17 protein-coding genes are annotated in these 18,016 nt (G+C 69.6%); 7 read left to right on the top strand and 10 right to left on the bottom strand.

From position 1 onward, the window contains the following. Positions 1 to 51 precede the first annotated feature (51 nt). Positions 52 to 1,080 carry a glycosyltransferase family 2 protein gene (locus tag ACFWP7_RS20995; protein WP_384383045.1) on the bottom strand — a complete coding sequence of 343 codons (1,029 nt, stop codon included), beginning with the start codon at positions 1,078 to 1,080 and terminating at the stop codon, positions 52 to 54. A 215-nt stretch (positions 1,081 to 1,295) separates the two neighbouring features. Between ACFWP7_RS20995 and ACFWP7_RS20990 the strand changes: the two genes are divergently transcribed. After that, the gene (locus tag ACFWP7_RS20990) at positions 1,296 to 2,657 is read left to right on the top strand and encodes an LCP family protein (RefSeq protein ID WP_384383044.1); all 1,362 of its coding nucleotides are present in this window, start codon (positions 1,296 to 1,298) and stop codon (positions 2,655 to 2,657) included. 17 nt (positions 2,658 to 2,674) lie between these two features. Here the strand turns inward: ACFWP7_RS20990 and ACFWP7_RS20985 are convergent, their stop codons facing one another. Continuing rightward, positions 2,675 to 3,223 carry an acyl-CoA thioesterase gene (locus ACFWP7_RS20985; protein WP_384383043.1) on the bottom strand — a complete coding sequence of 183 codons (549 nt, stop codon included), beginning with the start codon at positions 3,221 to 3,223 and terminating at the stop codon, positions 2,675 to 2,677. Between the two features lie 120 nt (positions 3,224 to 3,343). Between ACFWP7_RS20985 and ACFWP7_RS20980 the strand changes: the two genes are divergently transcribed. Further along, positions 3,344 to 4,618, top strand: coding sequence for an LCP family protein (locus ACFWP7_RS20980; protein WP_384383042.1), 1,275 nt, complete (start codon positions 3,344 to 3,346; stop codon positions 4,616 to 4,618). A gap of 68 nt (positions 4,619 to 4,686) precedes the next feature. Here ACFWP7_RS20980 and ACFWP7_RS20975 read toward each other — a convergent pair whose 3' ends face one another. Then, positions 4,687 to 5,859, bottom strand: a complete 1,173-nt coding sequence (locus ACFWP7_RS20975; protein WP_384383041.1) for an acyl-CoA dehydrogenase family protein — start codon at positions 5,857 to 5,859, stop codon at positions 4,687 to 4,689. 206 nt (positions 5,860 to 6,065) lie between these two features. Here ACFWP7_RS20975 and ACFWP7_RS20970 point away from each other — a divergent pair, with 206 nt between their 5' ends. Then, positions 6,066 to 7,409, top strand: a complete 1,344-nt coding sequence (locus tag ACFWP7_RS20970) for a UDP-glucose dehydrogenase family protein (protein WP_384383040.1) — start codon at positions 6,066 to 6,068, stop codon at positions 7,407 to 7,409. A gap of 95 nt (positions 7,410 to 7,504) precedes the next feature. On the opposite strand, the gene ACFWP7_RS20965 is transcribed toward ACFWP7_RS20970, so the two are convergent. Beyond that, complete coding sequence (locus ACFWP7_RS20965; protein WP_384383039.1) at positions 7,505 to 8,005, bottom strand: CGNR zinc finger domain-containing protein; 501 nt, start codon at positions 8,003 to 8,005, stop codon at positions 7,505 to 7,507. Between the two features lie 82 nt (positions 8,006 to 8,087). On the opposite strand from ACFWP7_RS20965, the gene ACFWP7_RS20960 reads away from it, so the two are divergent. Continuing rightward, the gene (locus ACFWP7_RS20960; protein WP_384383038.1) at positions 8,088 to 8,447 is read left to right on the top strand and encodes a VOC family protein; all 360 of its coding nucleotides are present in this window, start codon (positions 8,088 to 8,090) and stop codon (positions 8,445 to 8,447) included. A 42-nt stretch (positions 8,448 to 8,489) separates the two neighbouring features. Beyond that, positions 8,490 to 8,861: a VOC family protein gene (locus tag ACFWP7_RS20955; protein ID WP_384383077.1), complete on the top strand. Its 372-nt coding sequence runs from the start codon at positions 8,490 to 8,492 to the stop codon at positions 8,859 to 8,861. 3 nt (positions 8,862 to 8,864) lie between these two features. On the opposite strand, the gene ACFWP7_RS20950 is transcribed toward ACFWP7_RS20955, so the two are convergent. The 4 genes from ACFWP7_RS20950 to ACFWP7_RS20935 form a co-directional block, all read right to left on the bottom strand. Next, the gene (locus ACFWP7_RS20950; RefSeq protein WP_384383037.1) at positions 8,865 to 10,013 is read right to left on the bottom strand and encodes a dipeptidase; all 1,149 of its coding nucleotides are present in this window, start codon (positions 10,011 to 10,013) and stop codon (positions 8,865 to 8,867) included. 125 nt (positions 10,014 to 10,138) lie between these two features. Beyond that, positions 10,139 to 11,323: a dipeptidase gene (locus ACFWP7_RS20945; RefSeq protein ID WP_384383076.1), complete on the bottom strand. Its 1,185-nt coding sequence runs from the start codon at positions 11,321 to 11,323 to the stop codon at positions 10,139 to 10,141. A 5-nt stretch (positions 11,324 to 11,328) separates the two neighbouring features. Then, positions 11,329 to 11,853: a 5-(carboxyamino)imidazole ribonucleotide mutase gene (gene purE, locus ACFWP7_RS20940; RefSeq protein WP_384383036.1), complete on the bottom strand. Its 525-nt coding sequence runs from the start codon at positions 11,851 to 11,853 to the stop codon at positions 11,329 to 11,331. Further along, complete coding sequence (locus ACFWP7_RS20935; protein WP_384383035.1) at positions 11,850 to 12,989, bottom strand: 5-(carboxyamino)imidazole ribonucleotide synthase; 1,140 nt, start codon at positions 12,987 to 12,989, stop codon at positions 11,850 to 11,852. The genes purE and ACFWP7_RS20935 overlap by 4 nt, the downstream gene beginning before the upstream one ends. A gap of 196 nt (positions 12,990 to 13,185) precedes the next feature. On the opposite strand from ACFWP7_RS20935, the gene ACFWP7_RS20930 reads away from it, so the two are divergent. Continuing rightward, positions 13,186 to 13,728: a GtrA family protein gene (locus ACFWP7_RS20930; RefSeq protein WP_384383034.1), complete on the top strand. Its 543-nt coding sequence runs from the start codon at positions 13,186 to 13,188 to the stop codon at positions 13,726 to 13,728. A gap of 29 nt (positions 13,729 to 13,757) precedes the next feature. Here ACFWP7_RS20930 and ACFWP7_RS20925 read toward each other — a convergent pair whose 3' ends face one another. Together ACFWP7_RS20925 and ACFWP7_RS20920 are read right to left on the bottom strand one after the other, a co-directional pair. Then, positions 13,758 to 15,035, bottom strand: coding sequence for an ATP-binding protein (locus ACFWP7_RS20925; RefSeq protein WP_384383033.1), 1,278 nt, complete (start codon positions 15,033 to 15,035; stop codon positions 13,758 to 13,760). Positions 15,036 to 15,234: 199 nt separating this feature from the next. Further along, positions 15,235 to 15,912 (bottom strand): response regulator transcription factor, encoded by a 678-nt coding sequence (locus ACFWP7_RS20920; protein WP_037748267.1) that lies wholly within the window; start codon positions 15,910 to 15,912, stop codon positions 15,235 to 15,237. A gap of 489 nt (positions 15,913 to 16,401) precedes the next feature. On the opposite strand from ACFWP7_RS20920, the gene ACFWP7_RS20915 reads away from it, so the two are divergent. Further along, the gene (locus tag ACFWP7_RS20915) at positions 16,402 to 17,898 is read left to right on the top strand and encodes an oligopeptide:H+ symporter (RefSeq protein ID WP_384383032.1); all 1,497 of its coding nucleotides are present in this window, start codon (positions 16,402 to 16,404) and stop codon (positions 17,896 to 17,898) included. Positions 17,899 to 18,016 lie beyond the last annotated feature (118 nt).

Genomic DNA, 18,016 nt, shown 5'->3' with positions numbered 1-18,016 from the left:
CCCCTCTCGTCGAGACCTGCCGAGAGGGGCCCAACTCGTACACCCATGGCCTCAGTTGGAGCTGAGCACCGCCGGACGCCGGGACGCGATGACCTTCTTCGCCAGCGACTTCGGGCTGGTGAGGAAACCCCAGCCCCACGACATGTGCATCGTCGCGAGGGCGAGCGGGATCTGGAGCCGCGCCTTCAGCGGCAGCCCCTTGCCCGTGAGCAGCGAGCCGAGCGCGATGGCCGCGAGGTAGCCGCCGGGGATCACGAACCCCCAGGGCGTCAGCGCCGCGCCCACCACGACACCCGCCACGATCGCGCACACCGCGGTCGGCGGGGCGAGGTAGCGCAGGTTGATGGAGCCCTCGTGGAAGCGGGCGACGACATGGCGCCAGCGCCCGTAGTCCTTGTACTGCTTGGCGAGGGCGCGCATGGAGGGCCTCGGGCGGTACGACACCCGCAGCTCGGGCGAGAACCAGATGAGGCCGCCCGCCTCCCTGATCCGGAAGTTCAGCTCCCAGTCCTGGGCGCGGATGAACTCCTCGTTGTAGCCGCCCTGTTGCTCCAGCGCCTCGCGCCGGAAGACACCGAGGTACACGGTCTCGGCGGGCCCGGCCTCACCACCCGTGTGGAAGACCGCGTTGCCCACCCCGATCTTCGAGGTCATCGCGGCGGCGACCGCGTGCTCCCAGTCGTTCTCACCCTCGGCGTGCATGATCCCGCCGACGTTCTGCGCACCGGTCTCCGCCAGCAGGCGTACGGCCGTCGCGATGTAGTTGGGCGAGAGCATCCCGTGCCCGTCGACGCGTACGACGATGGGGTGGCTGGACGCCTTGATCGCGGCGTTCAGCGCGGCGGGGGTGCGACCGGCCGGGTTCGGCACGGTGTGCACGCGTGGATCCTCACGGACGAGCTCGGCGGCGATCTCCTCCGTACGGTCCGAGGACGGACCGATGGCGAGCACCACCTCCATCTCGCCGTCGTACTCCTGCGCCAGGATCGCTTGGACGGACCCGCGCAGATGCCGCTCCTCGTCGAGGACGGGCATGATCACAGAAACGGCGGGAGACCGCACGTCAGACTTCTCGCTCATCGGACGTCACGTTACCGCGAATGGGGGACACGGTCGCGCGCCGCCCTCCCTCCGAGCCGGGCCACAGATCGTATGGGCCTACGGTGCTCACGGATCCCACGGCCGGCCCTCGCGGAGGTGTTCCCCCCTTGCCCACGCCGCCCCGCTCTCCCGCACGCCCGCCAAGCCGTCGCCCGCAGCGTCCCCCCGTACCGCGCAAGAAGCCGCGTTGGGCCATGCGGGCGGTGACCACGCTCTCGGTGGTCGTGCTCGCCGCGGCGGGTATCGGGCACGCGGTGGTCACCGGGCTGGACGCGGACATCGCCCGGGTCGACCCCTTCAAGGACATGAAGAACCGTCCCGAGGCGGGCCACGGCATGAACGTGCTGCTGGTCGGCACCGACGGCCGGGACGACATCACGGAGGCGGAGCGGCGCAAGTACCGCCTGGGCGGCGCGCCTTGTCACTGCACCGACACCATCATGATCGTGCACATCTCGGAGGACCGGGAGCGGGCCAGTGTCGTGAGCCTGCCGCGCGACTCGTACGCCGAGGCGCCCGCGCACACCGACCAGACCACCGGCAAGAAGCACGGCGCGCACCCCATCAAGATCAACGCGGCGTACGCCGAGGGCGGTCCGCAGCTGACCGTACGCACGGTCGAGAGCATGACCCACGTGAAGATCGACCACTATCTGGAGGTCGACTTCACCAGTTTCATGAAGACGGTGGACGAGCTCGGCGGCGTGGAGATCTGCACCGTGAAGCCGCTGAAGGACTCCTACACCGGACTCGACCTCCCCGCGGGCTCGCACCGGCTGACCGGCGGGCAGGCGCTCCAGTACGTCCGCTCCCGGCATGTCGACGGGGCCTCCGACCTCGGCCGAATGGAGCGCCAGCAGCGGTTCCTTGCGGCGCTGATCTCGCGGGCCACCTCCTCCGGGGTCCTGCTGAACCCGATGAAGTTCCGCAACGTCACCCGGGCCGTGCTCGGCTCCGTCCGCGCGGACAAGGGGTTCGGCACCGACGAACTGCTCGATCTCGGGCGGGCGATGCGGGACTTCTCGCCCTCCTCCTCCGAGTTCACGACCGTGCCGATCGGGCAGATGGGATACGTCGTCAAGGACGTCGGCTCGACCCTGAAGTGGGACCCCGCCAAGTCGACGAAGCTCTTCCAGGCCCTGCGCGACGACAAGCCGCTCGCGGTGCACAAGCCGCGCAGCAACGCCCTGCGCGTCGACGTGGCGCCGCAGCAGATCCGTGTCCAGGTCGAGAACGGGACGGCCACGGCGGGCCTCGGCAAGCGCGTCGACAGCGCACTCGCCGCCACCGGCTTCCGCACGACCCACCAGCCCGTCAGCGCGAAGGACCGCACCCTGAAGCGCACCGTCGTCTGGTACGACCCCCGCTGGGACCGCTCGGCGAAATCCCTCGCCGCCGCCCTGCCCGGCAGTGAAATGCGCGCGGTCAAGGGGCGGGGGCCGCTGCTGAAGGTGACCGCGGGGGCGGACTTCAAGGAGGTACGGAAGGTGCGGGCCGACGATCCGCATCAAGGGGAGTTCGGGGTGACCACGGGCGATGAGGTGATCTGTCCGTAGTCCGTCGCCGACGAGGGTTACTCGTCCAGGCCCTCCGCCGCGCGCTTCTCGCGCAGCTCCATGATCGCGCGGCGCCGGGCGAGCCGGTGGGTGCGGCGGATCTGGGCCTCCTGGTAGCGGCGTTCGTCGCGCTCGGTCTCCGGGAGCACCGGCGGTACCCGGCGCGGCTTGCCGTCGGCGTCTACGGCGGCGAAGACGAGGTAGGCCGTGCCGACCTGCTGGGCCGGGGTGGACTCGTTCCAGCGCTCGGCCAGGACGCGGACGCCGACCTCCATGGACGTACGGCCGGTCCAGTTCACCTGGGCCTTCACGTGGACCAGGTCGCCCACGCGGACCGGTTCCAGGAAGGCCATCTCGTCCATGGAGGCGGTGACGGCGGGTCCGCCGGAGTGCCGTCCGGCCACCGCGCCCGCCGCGTCGTCCACCAGTTTCATGATCACGCCACCGTGCACCGTGCCCAGAAGGTTGGTGTCGTTGTGGCCCATGATGTGGCTGAGGGTGGTCCGGGACGCGGCGGTCGGCTTACCCGGAATATCGGATTCCGGGGTGGTGGCCTGGTCTGTCATGGCGTCCACCTTATGCCGGGGGCGCACAAAGTCCGCTTTGCATCAGATCTGCAACAGGCCTGGCATGAATCTGCTCACTCTCTTGTATGGCGCCTAGTGCGGCACTGCACACTGGTCCGCATGAACGATTGGCCCGACGAGAACCGCAACGACCGTTACGGACGCGGCAGCGCCGGCTCGCAGCCCGAGAGCGCGCGCGTCATGCGGCAGGTCCGCCGTGGCCAGCCGGGCCCCGGTCAGTCCGCGCCCCCGTACGGCGGGGTCCCCCAGCAGCCGACGTACGTCGACGGGCAGGGGTACGGCGACCAGTACGACAACAGCGGCTACAACTCGGGCCATGTCTACGGGACGCCGAACGGCGGCGGTCCGCAGGGCCCCGGCGGGCCGGGCGGCGGACGAGGTCCGCGCCGGGCGCCGAACTGGGGCCGCCGGATCAAGTGGACCGCCATCACGCTGGTCACCCTGCTCGTCGTGGTCTCCGTCAGCACGTACTTCTGGGCCGACTCCAAGCTCCACCGTGACGTGGATCTCTCCAAGGTCATCGACCGCCCCGAGGCGGGCCAGGGCACGAACTACCTGATCGTCGGTTCCGACAGCCGCGAGGGCATGACCGAGGCGGAGAAGAAGGATCTGCACACCGGCTCCGCCGAGGGCAAGCGCACGGACTCGATGATGATCCTGCACACCGGTGACAACGGCTCCACGCTGGTCTCGCTGCCGCGTGACTCCAACGTCGAGATCCCGACCTTCGTCGGCTCCGAGTCGGGCAAGACGTACGAAGGCACGGGCCGCGAGGTGAAGCTCAACGCGGCGTACGCGGAGGACGGGCCCGAACTGCTGGTGCGCACCGTCGAGTTCAACACCGGTCTGCGCATCGACCACTACGTCGAGATCGGCTTCGCGGGCTTCGCGGACATCGTCGACTCGGTCGGCGGCGTGGAGATCGAGATCCCCGAGGGCGGCATGAAGGACACCAAGTCCGGCGCCGACTTCGAGGCGGGCAAGCAGACCCTCAACGGCGAGCAGGCCCTCGCGTTCGTCCGTACCCGCTACGCCCTCGCGGGCAGCGACCTGGACCGCACGAAGAACCAGCAGAAGTTCCTCTCGGCCCTGGCCAACCAGGTTGCGACGCCGGGCACCGTGCTGAACCCCTTCAAGCTCTACCCGACCATGGGCGCCGGCCTCGACAGCCTCATCGTCGACAAGGACATGAGCCTGTTCGACCTCGCCGACATGTTCTGGGCCATGAAGAGCGTCAGCGGCGGCGACGGCACGTCCATGAACATGCCGATCTCCGGCTCCACCGGCGGCAACCTCGTCTGGGACAAGGCGAAGGTCAAGACGCTCGTGGACGAGCTGAAGAACGACGAGAAGGTGACGGTCACGGGCGACTGAGGCCGGCCTCGCGGCGAAACCGGTGAAGGGCACCCACTGCTGGGTGCCCTTCACCGGTTCCAGGCGCCCTACGGCAGGTTGCGGGCCATCACGATCCGCTGGACCTGGTTCGTGCCTTCGTAGATCTGCGTGATTTTCGCGTCGCGCATCATGCGCTCGACCGGGTAGTCGCGGGTGTAGCCATAGCCGCCCAGCAACTGCACCGCGTCCGTGGTGACTTCCATCGCCACGTCCGAGGCGAAGCACTTGGCGGCCGCGCCCTGGAAGGTGAGGCCGCGCTCTCCACCTCCGGTGGCGACGCGCTGCGACTTCGCCGCTGCCGCGTACGTCAGCTGGCGGGCGGCCTCGATCTTCATGGCCATGTCGGCGAGCATGAACTGGATGCCCTGGAACTCGGCGATCGCCTTGCCGAACTGCTTGCGCTCCTGGACGTAGCCCTTGGCGTAGTCCAGGGCGCCCTGGGCGATGCCGAGGGCCTGGGCCGCGATCGTGATGCGGGTGTGGTCCAGGGTCTTCATGGCGGTGGCGAAACCGGTGCCCTCCTCGCCGATCATGCGGTCGGCGGGGATGCGGACGTTGTCGAGGTAGACCTCGCGGGTCGGGGAGCCCTTGATTCCGAGCTTCTTCTCCGGGGCGCCGAAGGAGACGCCCTCGTCGGACTTCTCGACCACGAAGGCGCTGATGCCCTTCGAGCGCTTCGTCGGGTCCGTGACCGCCATCACCGTGTAGTACTCGGACTCGCCGGCGTTGGTGATCCAGCGCTTCACGCCGTTCAGGACGTAGAAGTCGCCGTCGCGGACCGCCTTCGTCTTCATGCCGGCCGCGTCCGAGCCGGCGTCCGGCTCGGAGAGGGCGTACGAGAACATCGCGTCACCCTTGGCGAGCGGGCCCAGGTACTTCTTCTTGAGGTCCTCGGACCCGGAGAGGATCACGGGGAGCGAGCCCAGCTTGTTGACCGCCGGGATCAGCGAGGAGGACGCGCAGACGCGGGCCACCTCCTCGATCACGATCACCGTGGCCAGCGCGTCCGCGCCCGCGCCGCCGTACGACTCGGGTACGTGCACCGCGTGCAGATCGGAGGCGACCAGGGCGTCCAGCGCCTCCTGCGGGAAACGGGCTTCCTCGTCCACCGCGGCCGCGAACGGCGCGATCTTCGCCTCGGCCAGCGAACGGATCGCGTCACGGAGCATGTCGTGCTCCTCGGACGGGCGGTACAGGTCGAAATCAGCCGATCCGGCCAAGGTCTCTCACGCTCCAAGGATGCGAATAAGGGTGCTGAACACTGTGACGGTCACGCTAACTACCGTTAAGTAACCCAAATTTTAGGGGCCTGCCCACCCCAGGGATACGTGAGCTTGGCGACAGAGGGAAAGTTGCCCGTTGAGGAGCCGTCGCATGCCCCCGTTATGCTCGGGCGCGCACCCCCCTCGCACCCCAGGAGCACCCCATGGCCCTCAAGATCACCGTGATCGGCACCGGCTATCTCGGCGCCACGCACGCCGCAGCCATGGCCGAGCTCGGCTTCGAGGTGCTCGGGCTCGATGTGGTCGAAGAGAAGATCGAGATGCTTCAGCGGGGCCAGGTCCCGATGTACGAGCCCGGACTCGAAGAGCTGCTGCGCAAGCATGTCGCCGGGATCGAGGGGTCCAGCGGGCGGCTGCGTTTCACCATGGACTGGGCCGAGGCCGGGGAGTTCGGCGACGTCCACTTCGTCTGCGTGAACACACCGCAGAAGCACGGCGAGTACGCGTGCGACATGAGTTACGTCGATGCCGCCTTCGAGTCGCTCGCCCCGCACCTGCACGGCCCCGCCCTCGTCGTCGGCAAGTCCACCGTGCCCGTCGGCTCCGCGGCGCGGCTGGCCGCCCGGCTCGCGGAGCTCGCGCCCGCCGGTGAGGACGCCGAGCTCGCGTGGAACCCGGAGTTCCTGCGCGAGGGCTTCGCCGTCGGCGACACCCTGCACCCCGACCGCATCGTCGTGGGCGTACGCAGCGAGCGCGCCGAGAAGCTGCTGCGCGAGGTGTACACGACGCCGATCGCCGCGGGGTCGCCGTTCGTGGTGACCGACTTCCCGACCGCCGAGCTGGTGAAGACCTCCGCGAACTCCTTCCTCGCGACCAAGATCTCCTTCATCAACGCCATGGCCGAGGTGTGCGAGGCGGCCGACGGCGATGTGGCCAAGCTGGCCGAGGCCATCGGGCACGACGACCGGATCGGGAAGAAGTTCCTGCGGGCCGGGATCGGCTTCGGCGGCGGATGCCTGCCGAAGGACATCCGCGCCTTCATGGCGCGCGCCGGTGAGCTGGGTGCCGACCAGGCGCTGACCTTCCTGCGCGAGATCGACTCCATCAACATGCGCCAGCGCGGGCAGATGGTGGAGCTGACGAGGCAGGCGCTCGGCGGCGGTTCGTTCCTGGGGAAGCGGGTCGCCGTGCTCGGTGCCTCCTTCAAGCCCGACTCGGACGACGTACGGGACTCGCCCGCGCTGAACGTCGCCGGGCAGATCCACCTCCAGGGCGGCCAGGTCACCGTCTACGACCCGAAGGGCATGGACAACGCGCGCCGGCTCTTCCCGACGCTCGGATACGCCGACTCCGCCATAGCTGCCGTACGCGGCGCGGATGTCGTACTGCACCTGACCGAGTGGCGCGAGTTCCGCGAGCTGGACCCGGCGGTGCTCGGCGAGGCCGTCACGACGCGGCTGGTCCTGGACGGGCGCAACGCCCTCGACCCGGAGGTGTGGCGGCGGGCCGGGTGGACCTACCGGGCGATGGGGCGACCCACCGCGTAGTCATTCAAGGACGCCGATCCGGCCGAGGCTCAGTCGGCCGGATCGGCGTCGTCGCATATTCTCCACCGTCCTGCCCCTGGGCGTGGCCGGACGGGCTACTTCGCGCGGTACCGGCGCATCTTCGCGCGTGCCCCGCAGACCGACATCGAGCACCAGCGGCCGCGGCCCGCCGGGGAGCGGTCGTAGTAGGCCCAGTGGCAGGTCGGGGCCTCGCAGGCCTTCAGTCGCGGCCAGGTGCCCTCGACGAGTGCCTCCGCGATCGCCGCCGCGACGCGGGAGGCGAGCGGGGTCTGGTGGGCGGGGCTCAGGGCCGCGGAGCCGTCCGCGGCGGAGACGGTGACCAGCAGCGGGGCCGTCGCGAGCAGTTCGTCGAGCGGCGTCACCGCGCGGTGCGGGGGGTGGCCCGCGTGGGCCAGGCATACGGCGCGCAGGGACTCCCGCAGCTCGCGGGCCGCCGCCAGCTCGTGGTCCGCGATGCCGAAGTGGGCGCGCCCCTCGGCCGTGTCCAGTTTGTCGGTGCCCGACTCCAGGTCGACCGTGTTCACCAGGGCCTCCACCAGGGCCAGGCCCCCCGGTGCCGACGCTCTCTCACTCATGCTTGCGACGTTACCTCCAATGCGGGAGTATGCAGTAACCGTTACTGGTTGACCGCATCTATGGGTAACCCCGGAGGAAGTCATGGCTCTCGCCGAACTCGGTGTCGTCGTCCTGGACTGCCCCGACCCCCGCGCCCTGGCCGGGTTCTACGCCGAGGTGCTCGGCGGCACGGTCCGGGGCGAGGGGGACTGGGTCGACCTGGAGCTGCCCGGCGGACAGTCGCTGGCGTTCCAGGCCGCCCCCGGACACGTACCGCCGAAGTGGCCCGCGGGCGACGACTCGCAGCAGCTCCATCTGGACCTCACCGTGAGCGACCTGGACGCGGCCGAGAAGGGGGTGCTCGCGCTCGGGGCGCGGGTACTCGACGCGGAGGACCGGTCGCGCGGGTGGCGTGTGTACGCCGATCCGGCGGGGCACCCGTTCTGCCTCTGCGCCTGCTGAGACCGAAGGAGATAGGAGATAGCTGTGGAACCTGTCGCACGGATGCGTTCCGTCGTACTCGACTGTCCTGATCCCCGCGCACTCGCCGAGTTCTACGCGCGCGTGGTGGGAGGCACACCTCAGGGCGAGGACGACGACTGGGTTGTCCTACAGGTCCCGGACGGGCCGCGGCTCGCGTTCCAGCGGGCCCCCGGGTTCGTCCCGCCCGAGTGGCCCCGGGCCGACCGCAACTCACAGCAGTTCCATCTCGACCTCGACGCCGGAAGCACCTGGGAGGCCGTCGAGGCGGCCGAGGAGAAGGTGTTCGCCCTCGGCGCCCGGTCGTTGCACCAGGAGGACAAGGAGGACTTCCGGGTGTACGCGGATCCGGCGGGGCATCCGTTCTGCCTCTGCCGGATCGAGAACCCGGAGTAGGACTCAGCCGTCGAGTTCCGCGATCTTCGCCGAGGAAGGCTCGCGGCGCTGCTGGGCCGCGCGGGCGGTGAAGTCCGCGCTGCGCAGGACGCGTTGGACGTTGCCCCAGGTGAGCAGGGCGAGGTCGGTCTCGGACCAGCCGCGGGTGAGGAGTTCGGCGATCAGGTGCGGGTAGCAGGACGCGTCGGCGAGGTCCTGCGGGTGGGCGGCTCCGGAGTCGTACGTCCCCGAGAGGCCGACACACTCCGCGCCCGCGAGTGTGCGGACGTGTTCGAGGTGGTCGGCGACGTCCCGTACGGAGGGGCCGGTCTGCTCGGCGGTGAGCGGGACGAGGCACAGGCCCTTGGCGGTGCCCAGCTCGGTGAGGACGTCGTCGGGCAGGTTGGCCGGGTGGGGGCGCAGCGCGCGGGCGGCGGAGCGGGTGAACAGGACCGGGGCCTTGGAGGCCGCGAGGGCGCGGCAGATCGTGGCCTCCGAGGTGCCGGAGAGATCGGCGAGCACGCCGAGGCGGTTCATCTCGCGGAGCACCTCCTCGCCGAACCGGGTCAGGCCCGTCCCGCTCGCCCAGGTCGTGCCGGAGAGGGTGAGGATGCGCAGGCCCAGCGCGTGCAGGTTGCGCAGGATGCCGAGCGAGTCGCCGAGCGCACTCGCGCCGGCGGGCCCCAGGACCACGGCGACGCGGCCGCAGTGGTGGGCGTCGGTGATCTCCGCCGCGGTGTGGGCCATGCGCAGGCCCTCGGGGTGGGCCTGGACCACCGTCTGCACCAGGTCGAGCTGTTCCAGGGTCGCGCCGACGGCACGGTCCCCGGCGAGTCCCTCGGGCAGGTGCAGCGACCAGAACAGGGCGCCCACGTGCCCCTCCCGCATCCGCGGCACATCCGTGTCCACGGCGCTCTCGCCCAGCTCCAGGTCGAACCAGGGCAGGTGGCGCAGCGCCCAGGGCAGACCGCTGTAGCCGTCGGCGACGGGGTGGCCGGCCAGGAAGGCGTGCGCCCGCTCCAACGGGTCGGCGCCGGCCTCCAGCAGGGCGCCGGCCTCCAGGACGGTCCCCGTGGTGTCCAGTGGCAGCGGCTCGGACTCCGGCCAGACAGTCGGCCGGTCCAGCTCGCCCACCTCAGCGGTCGTGTGCAGTTCGTCCTGCAGGTCTGCCATGACGGAGCTCCGTTGGGTGGACGGGTGATCGCAGTACCGTCACCGTTGCACGGAGGCCCGGGGGCTTCCTGGTGGGTGGGGCGTTTGGGGGTACGCCCCACCCGGTACGGCCACCAGGAGGTGCCTCAGCCGTCAAGCTGCTCCAGCGTCGCGTTCGACGGTCCCCGCCGTGCCTGGAGGTCGCGGGCCACGTCCTCGGCCGCGCCCAGCACCCGTACCGCGTTCCGCCAGGTCAGCTTGGCCAGGTCGGCGCGGGACCAGCCACGGACGTACAGCTCGGCGATGAGGTTCGGGTAGCCTGACACGTCGTTCAGGCCGTCCGGGGTGAACGCCGTGCCGTCGTAGTCGCCGCCGATGCCGAGGTGGTCGATGCCGGCGACCTCGCGCATGTGGTCCAGGTGGTCCGCGACCGTCGACACCGTGGCGATCGGGCGGGGGTTGGACTCCTCGAAGACGCGGTGGACCTTCATGCCCTCGGGGGTCGTGTCGAGGTGGTGGAAGCCGTTGGCGCGCAGGTTCTCGTCGGCCGCGGCCGTCCAGTCGACCGCCGCCTGGAGGACGAACTTCGGTACGAACGTCACCATCGCCACTCCCCCGTTGGCGGGCAGCCGCTCCAGGACGTCGTCCGGGATGTTGCGCGGGTGGTCGCAGACCGCGCGGGAGGAGGAGTGCGAGAAGATCACCGGCGCGGCGGTCGTGTCGAGCGCGTCGCGCATGGTCGTCGCGGCCACGTGGGAGAGGTCCACGAGCATGCCCTCGCGGTTCATCTCCCGTACGACCTCACGGCCGAAGGCCGACAGTCCGCCGACGGCGGGGTGGTCGGTCGCCGAGTCCGCCCAGGCGATGTTGTCGTTGTGGGTGAGGGTCATGTAGCGCACGCCGAGCGCGTACAACCCCCGCAGCGTGCCGAGGGAGTTGTCGATCGAGTGGCCGCCCTCGGCGCCCATCAACGATGCGATACGTCCCGCACTCCGCGCCGCCTCCATGTCGGCGGCGGTCAACGCGGCCCGCAGGGCTGACGGATGACGGTCGATCAGCTGCCGTACGCAGTCGATCTGTTCGAGTGTCGCGGTGACCGCTCCCGGCAGGTCCGAGCGGACGTACACCGACCAGAACTGGGCGCCGACCCCGCCCGCGCGCAGCCGCGCCAGGTCCGTGTGCAGGTGTGCGCTCTGGTCGGTGGCGATGTCGCGGGCGTCGAGGTCGTAGCGGACCTGTTCGCGCAGGGCCCAGGGGAGGTCGTTGTGGCCGTCCACCACGGGGAACTCGGCGAGGAGTTCGAGGGCTTCGTCGAGCGACGGGGAGGTCATGGCGGTCACTTCCCGAAGCCGAAGCCGCTGCCCGCGCCCTCGACCTTGGTGCGCAGCCGCTTGCCCTTCTCGGTGGCCTGCTCGTTCAGCTCCTGCTGGAACTCCCGCATCCGGGCGAGGAGTTCCTCGTCGTGCACGGCGAGGATCCGGGCGGCCAGCAGGCCCGCGTTGCGGGCGCCGGCGACGGAGACGGTCGCGACCGGCACACCGGCCGGCATCTGCACGATCGAGAGCAGGGAGTCCATGCCGTCGAGGTACTTCAGCGGGACCGGGACGCCGATCACCGGCAACGGCGACACGGACGCCAGCATGCCGGGCAGGTGGGCAGCGCCGCCGGCGCCCGCGATGATCACCTTGATGCCGCGGCCGTCGGCCTGCTCGCCGTACGCGATCATCTCGCGCGGCATGCGGTGCGCGGAGACGACGTCGACCTCGTACTCGATCTCGAACTCGTCCAGGGCCTGCGCGGCGGCCTCCATGACGGACCAGTCGGAGTCCGACCCCATGACGATTCCAACGACAGGGCTCATTCGGTGATCGTGCCTCTCAAATATCCGGCTGCGTGCCGGGCGCGCTCCAGTACGTCGTCCAGGTCGTCGCCGTAGGTGTTGACGTGGCCGACCTTGCGGCCGGGTTTCACGTCCTTGCCGTACATGTGGATCTTCAGCTGGGGGTCGCGGGCCATGCAGTGCAGGTACGCGGAGTACATGTCGGGGTAGTCGCCGCCGAGGACGTTGGCCATGACCGTCCACTTGGCGCGCGGGCGCGGGTCGCCCAGCGGGAGGTCCAGGACCGCGCGTACGTGGTTGGCGAACTGGGAGGTGATCGCGCCGTCCTGGGTCCAGTGGCCCGAGTTGTGCGGGCGCATGGCCAGTTCGTTGACGAGGATGCGTCCGTCGGCCGTCTCGAAGAGCTCCACGGCGAGGTGGCCGACGACGCCGAGTTCCTTGGCGATGCGCAGGGCCAGCTCGCTTGCCTGGAGGGCCAGCTCCTCCGCGATGCCGGGGGCAGGGGCGATCACCGTGTCGCAGACGCCGTCGACCTGCTGGGACTCGACGACGGGGTACGCGACCGCCTGGCCGTGCGGCGAGCGGACGACGTTCGCCGCGAGCTCGCGTACGAAGTCGACCTTCTCCTCGGCGAGGACGGGGACTCCGGCGCGGAAGGGGTCGGCGGCTTCCGCGCGAGAGCGGACGAACCAGACCCCCTTGCCGTCGTAACCGCCGCGGACGGTCTTGAGGATGACCGGGAAACCGTCGCCCTCCGCCGCGAACGCGGCGACGTCCTCGACGTCGCTCACGATCCGGTGCCGCGGGCACGGCACACCGAGCTCGTCGAGCTTCGCGCGCATCACGCCCTTGTCCTGGGCGTGCACGAGGGCGTCGGGCCCGGGGCGGACGGGGATGCCGTCCGCCTCCAGGGCACGCAGATGCTCGATGGGTACGTGTTCGTGATCGAAGGTGATCACATCGCAGCCCCGCGCGAACTCACGCAGCGTGTCGAGGTCGCGATGGTCGCCGATGACGACATCGCTGACGACCTGCGCCGCGGAATCCTGAGAGGTGTCACTGAGGAGCTTGAACTTGATGCCGAGCGGGATGCCCGCCTCGTGTGTCATACGAGCGAGCTGCCCCCCGCCGACCATGCCGACTACCGGGAACGTCACCCCCCAAGAGTATCGGCCACGCCACGGCGGCCGGTTTCCGCTCCTGTGAGCCGGTATTTCCGGGTGGACGGCTGTCCGGGTGGGCGGTCACTTTTCTTACCTGTGAGTTCTTAGACAGGCGATGGCGCGGGCCGCTGGTTAGCATGGCTGGGTTGATATATCCGACTGACGGCGACCGACGGGGGCTGGCGACACCATGGGCAGTGGTTCTTCAGGGCCCCCTACCAAGCAGCCTCGTAGCGCTGTGCGGCGCCGTTTCGACCGGCTCCTGAGGGAGATCGTCAAGTTCGGCGCGGTCGGCGGCGTGGGGCTGCTCGTCAACCTTCTCACCTTCAACCTGGTGCGCCACGGGACCGGTCTGCAGGTCGTCCGGGCCAGTGTGATCGCCACCGTCGTGGCCATCATCTTCAACTACATCGGGTTCCGCTACTTCACGTACCGCGACCGTGACAAGGGTGGCCGCACCAAGGAACTGACGCTGTTCCTGCTGTTCAGCGCGGTGGGGCTGGTCATCGAGAACGGCGTGCTGTACGTGGCGACGTACAGCTTCGGCTGGGACAGCCCGCTGCAGAGCAACGTGTTCAAGTTCCTCGGGATCGGCGTGGCGACGCTGTTCCGCTTCTGGTCGTACCGCACCTGGGTGTTCCGCGCGCTGCCCGCGCGCGAGGCGGTGGCCAGTGCGGAATCGTTCCTCGAAGCCGAGCCCGGGCAGCGGCCCTCGCCCTCGCGCAGCACGTGAGCTGAGCCGCGTCGCTTCCCGCAGCGCCGCTACCTGACCGTGGGCTCCGGCTCCTCGTCCACCAGGGGCTTCTTCAAGGGCGTACGGGACAGGAACAGGCCGAACACCGGCGGCTGCGCCTGAAGCAACTCCAGACGGCCCCCGTCGGCCTCCGCGAGGTCGCGGGCGACGGCGAGACCGATGCCCGTGGAGTTACGGCCGCTGATCGCGCGCTCGAAGATGCGGGCGCCGAGGTCGGCGGGGACGCCGGGGCCCTCGTCGGTGACCTCGACGACGGACTGGTTGCCGGTGACGCGGGTGCGCAGGGCGACGGTGCCGCCGCCGTGCATGAGGGAGTTCTCGATGAGCGCGGCGAGGACCTGGGCGACCGCGCCCGGGGTTCCGACGGCCCGCAGATGACGTTTGCCCGAGCTGACGATGGCGCGGCCCGAGCTGCGGTAGGCCGGGCGCCATTCCTCCAACTGCTGCTTGATGACCTCGTCCAGATCGAAGGAGACGGCGGAGCCGTTGCGCGGGTCGCGGGCGTTGGTGAGCAGCCGCTCCACCACGTCCGTGAGCCGCTCGACCTGCGTCAGCGCGATCGTCGCCTCCTCCTTCACCGTGGCCGGGTCATCGGTGAGGGTGATCTCCTCCAGGCGCATGGAGAGGGCCGTGAGGGGCGTACGGAGCTGGTGGGAGGCGTCCGCGGCGAGCCGGCGTTCCGCCGTGAGCATCCGTGCGATGCGCTCCGCGCTGCTGTCCAGGACGTCCGCGACGCGGTCCAGTTCCGGGACGCCGTACCTCTTGTGGCGCGGGCGGGGGTCGCCGGAACCGAGCCGTTCCGCGGTCTCCGCGAGGTCGGTGAGGGGAGAGGCGAGGCGGTTGGCCTGCCGTACGGCGAGGAGGACGGCGGCGATGATGGCGAGCAGGGCGACCGCCGCGATGATCAGCAGCGTACGGCCGACTTCCTTCGTCACGGACGAGCGCGGCTCCTGGACGGTGACCTTCTCGCCCTCCTCGCCGGGGGCCGTGTGGTGGATGACGTCACCGATGGGCTTGGTCCCGATCTCGATCGGGTCCCTGCCCGGGATCCTGATCACGGCGTACCGCTCGTCCGTGACCTGGTCCTTCAGGATCTCCGCGGTGATGTCCTCGTGCCCGATGATCCGGCTGTCCACGATGCTCGCCAGGCGCAGCGCCTCGGAATCCACCCTCTCCTGGGCGCTGCTGCTGATCGTCCGCGTCTCGACGATCACGAGGGAGACGCCGAACACGGCGATCACGACGAGTACGACGGCGAGGGTGGACTGGATGAGACGGCGACGCACGGTGCCCTCCGGGCGGGTGGCTTTGCTTGGGGACCAGTGTGCCTTGACGCCGGGGTGGGCCGGGCGAGGAGTTCCCGCCCCCGCCGCCCCTACCCGTCCCATCCTCCTGGGGCTCCGCCCCGGACCCCGCTCCTCAAACGCCGGAGCGGCTGGATCTCAGCTCTTCTCGAACTGGACTTAGCCCTTCTCGAACTGGACTTCAGCTCTTCTCGAAGCGGAACCCGACGCCCCGGACCGTCGCGATGTAGCGAGGGTTGGCCGCGTCGTCGCCGAGCTTCTTGCGGAGCCAGGAGATGTGCATGTCGAGGGTCTTGGTCGAGGACCACCAGGTGGTGTCCCAGACCTCGCGCATGAGCTGGTCGCGGGTGACGACGCGGCCCGCGTCCCGGACGAGGACCCGCAGGAGGTCGAACTCCTTGGCGGTGAGCTGGAGTTCCTCGTCGCCCATCCAGGCGCGGTGCGACTCGACGTCGATGCGCACCCCGTGCGTGGCGGGCGGCTGCTGGGGCTCGGCGGCACCGCGTCGCAGCAACGCCCGGACACGGGCGAGCAGTTCGGCGAGCCGGAACGGCTTGGTCACGTAGTCGTCGGCGCCCGCGTCGAGGCCTACGACGGTGTCCACCTCGTCGGCGCGTGCGGTCAGGATGAGGATCGGGACGGTGTGGCCCTCGGCGCGCAGTCGGCGGGCCACTTCAAGGCCGTCCATGCCGGGCAGGCCCAGGTCCAGGACACAGAGGTCGATGCCGCCCTGGATGCCGGCGTCGAGCGCGGTGGGTCCGTCCTCGCGCACCTCGACCTCGTAGCCCTCCCTGCGCAGGGCACGGGCCAGTGGCTCCGAGATGGACGCGTCGTCCTCGGCGAGCAGTACACGGGTCATGAGGTGATGGTAGTCCGCCGCGGACGACACTCGCGGGGTGATCGGCCTCCGTGATTCTTACCCGCGCCTGTGAGTGGGGTGGCCTGCGGCTGTGGGAGGCGATCTTGACGGCAACCTTCGAATGGGCGCCTGTGGTTCCATTGTCACCTGTGATCCATCTCTCAAGTCCTTCCATATGCCACATTGGCATGTCGTATGGTGATCAGACGCCTGTAGCACCACGGTGACCTTTGGCCAGCATTTGACGCTGAAGGTCTCTTTTGTGTGCGGGCTGGTATTCGCCAGCCTTGAAAGGAATGACCTGTGGCCGGGCCCGAGCGCACCGAAGCGTGAAGGGCGTGGATCCCGGTGGTCGGCCTCCATCGCTTCGCAATCCGGAGCGGACTCCCCGTGGGCGTGGGGACGGACGGCCGGAACCCGCCGGTGCCGGCCGCCCCCACCGGGCGCGCGACCCCACTTCCCGCGCGTCCCGACCAGCAAGGAACGACCATGGCGTCCAGCCTGACGAAGGGCTCGACAGAACCGGGCACCCCCGGTTTCGAGCACACCTTCTTCGGCCACCCCCGCGGACTGGCCACTCTCTTCATGACCGAGATGTGGGAGCGTTTCTCCTACTACGGCATGCGGGCCCTGCTCCCGTTGTACCTGGTGGCACCCGGTGGCCTGCACCTGAGCGCGACCACCGCGACCGCGATCTACTCCGTCTACGTGTCGATGGTGTACCTGCTCGCCCTCCCCGGCGGCTGGTTCGGCGACCGGGTCTGGGGTCCCCGCAAGACCGTCGCCGTCGCCGGCGGCGTCATCATGCTCGGCCACCTGACGCTGGCCCTGCCGTCGTCGGGCACCTTCTACGCGGGCCTCGGCCTGGTGGCGATCGGCTCGGGTCTGCTGAAGGCCAACATCTCGACGATGGTCGGCCACCTCTACGACGGCCCGGACGACCCACGCCGCGACGGTGGCTTCACGGTCTTCTACATGGGCATCAACCTCGGCGCGTTCGCCGCGCCGCTGATCATCGGCACCATCGGTGAGAACGTCAACTGGCACCTGGGCTTCGCGCTCGCCGCGCTCGGCATGGCGATCGGCCTCGGCCAGTTCCTGATCGGCAGCCGCAACCTCGCCGAGCGCTCCGCCGTGGTCCCGACGCCGCTGTCCGCCGCGGAGAAGTCCTCGACGCTGCGCAAGGCCGCGATCTGGGCGGGCATCGCCGTCGTCTTCTACGCCCTCGTCGGCTCCACCGGTCACTACACGCTGAACTGGATCCTGGTTCCGCTGACCCTCCTCGGCGTGATCATCCCGATCATGGTGCTGGCGCGGATCAAGCGCGACAAGGACCTGGACCGCGCCGAGCAGTCGAAGATGTCCGGCTACATCTGGTTCTTCGTCGCCGCCGCCGTGTTCTGGATGATCTACGACCAGGGCGGTTCGACCCTGTCGATCTTCGCCGACGGCTCGGCCGAGAACACCGTCTTCGGCTGGGATTTCCCGGTCTCGTGGTACCAGTCGGTGAACCCGGTGCTGATCATGGCGCTGGCCCCGATCTTCGCCTGGTTCTGGCTGGCGCTGAACAAGCGCGGCAAGGAGCCGAGCACCATCGTGAAGTTCGCGTCCGGTCTCGTGCTGGTCGGTGCGTCGTTCTTCGTCTTCCTCGCCCCGCTGTCCATCGCCGACGGCGGAGCCAAGGCCGCCGCGATGTGGCTGGTCGCGATCTACTTCGTGCAGACCGTCGGTGAGCTGCTGCTCTCCCCGGTCGGCCTCTCCGTCACCACGAAGATGGCGCCCGCGAAGTACGCCTCCCAGATGATGGGCGTCTGGTTCCTGGCCGTCACCGCCGGTGACGCCACCACCGGTCTGCTCTCCATCGCCGGGGTCGACCTGAACAAGATGGGCATCGTCGCCCTGGAGGCCACGCTCGCCGTGATCGCCGGTTTCGCGGTGTGGATGTACCGCAACAAGGTCAAGGCACTCATGGGCGACGTCCGCTGACGTACGCCGACTGAGTGCGTCGTACGAACCGGCTGAGTTCGTTGTACGAACCGGCTGAGTTCGTTGTACGAACCGGCTGAGTTCGTTGTACGAAGGGCCACCGCACCGCTCCTGGTGC

This window comes from Streptomyces sp. NPDC058470 (assembly GCF_042721055.1).
Lineage (GTDB): Bacteria > Actinomycetota > Actinomycetes > Streptomycetales > Streptomycetaceae > Streptomyces.
The sequence above is the reverse complement of the archived record's forward strand: the minus strand, read 5'-3'. Positions and strand labels throughout refer to the sequence as shown.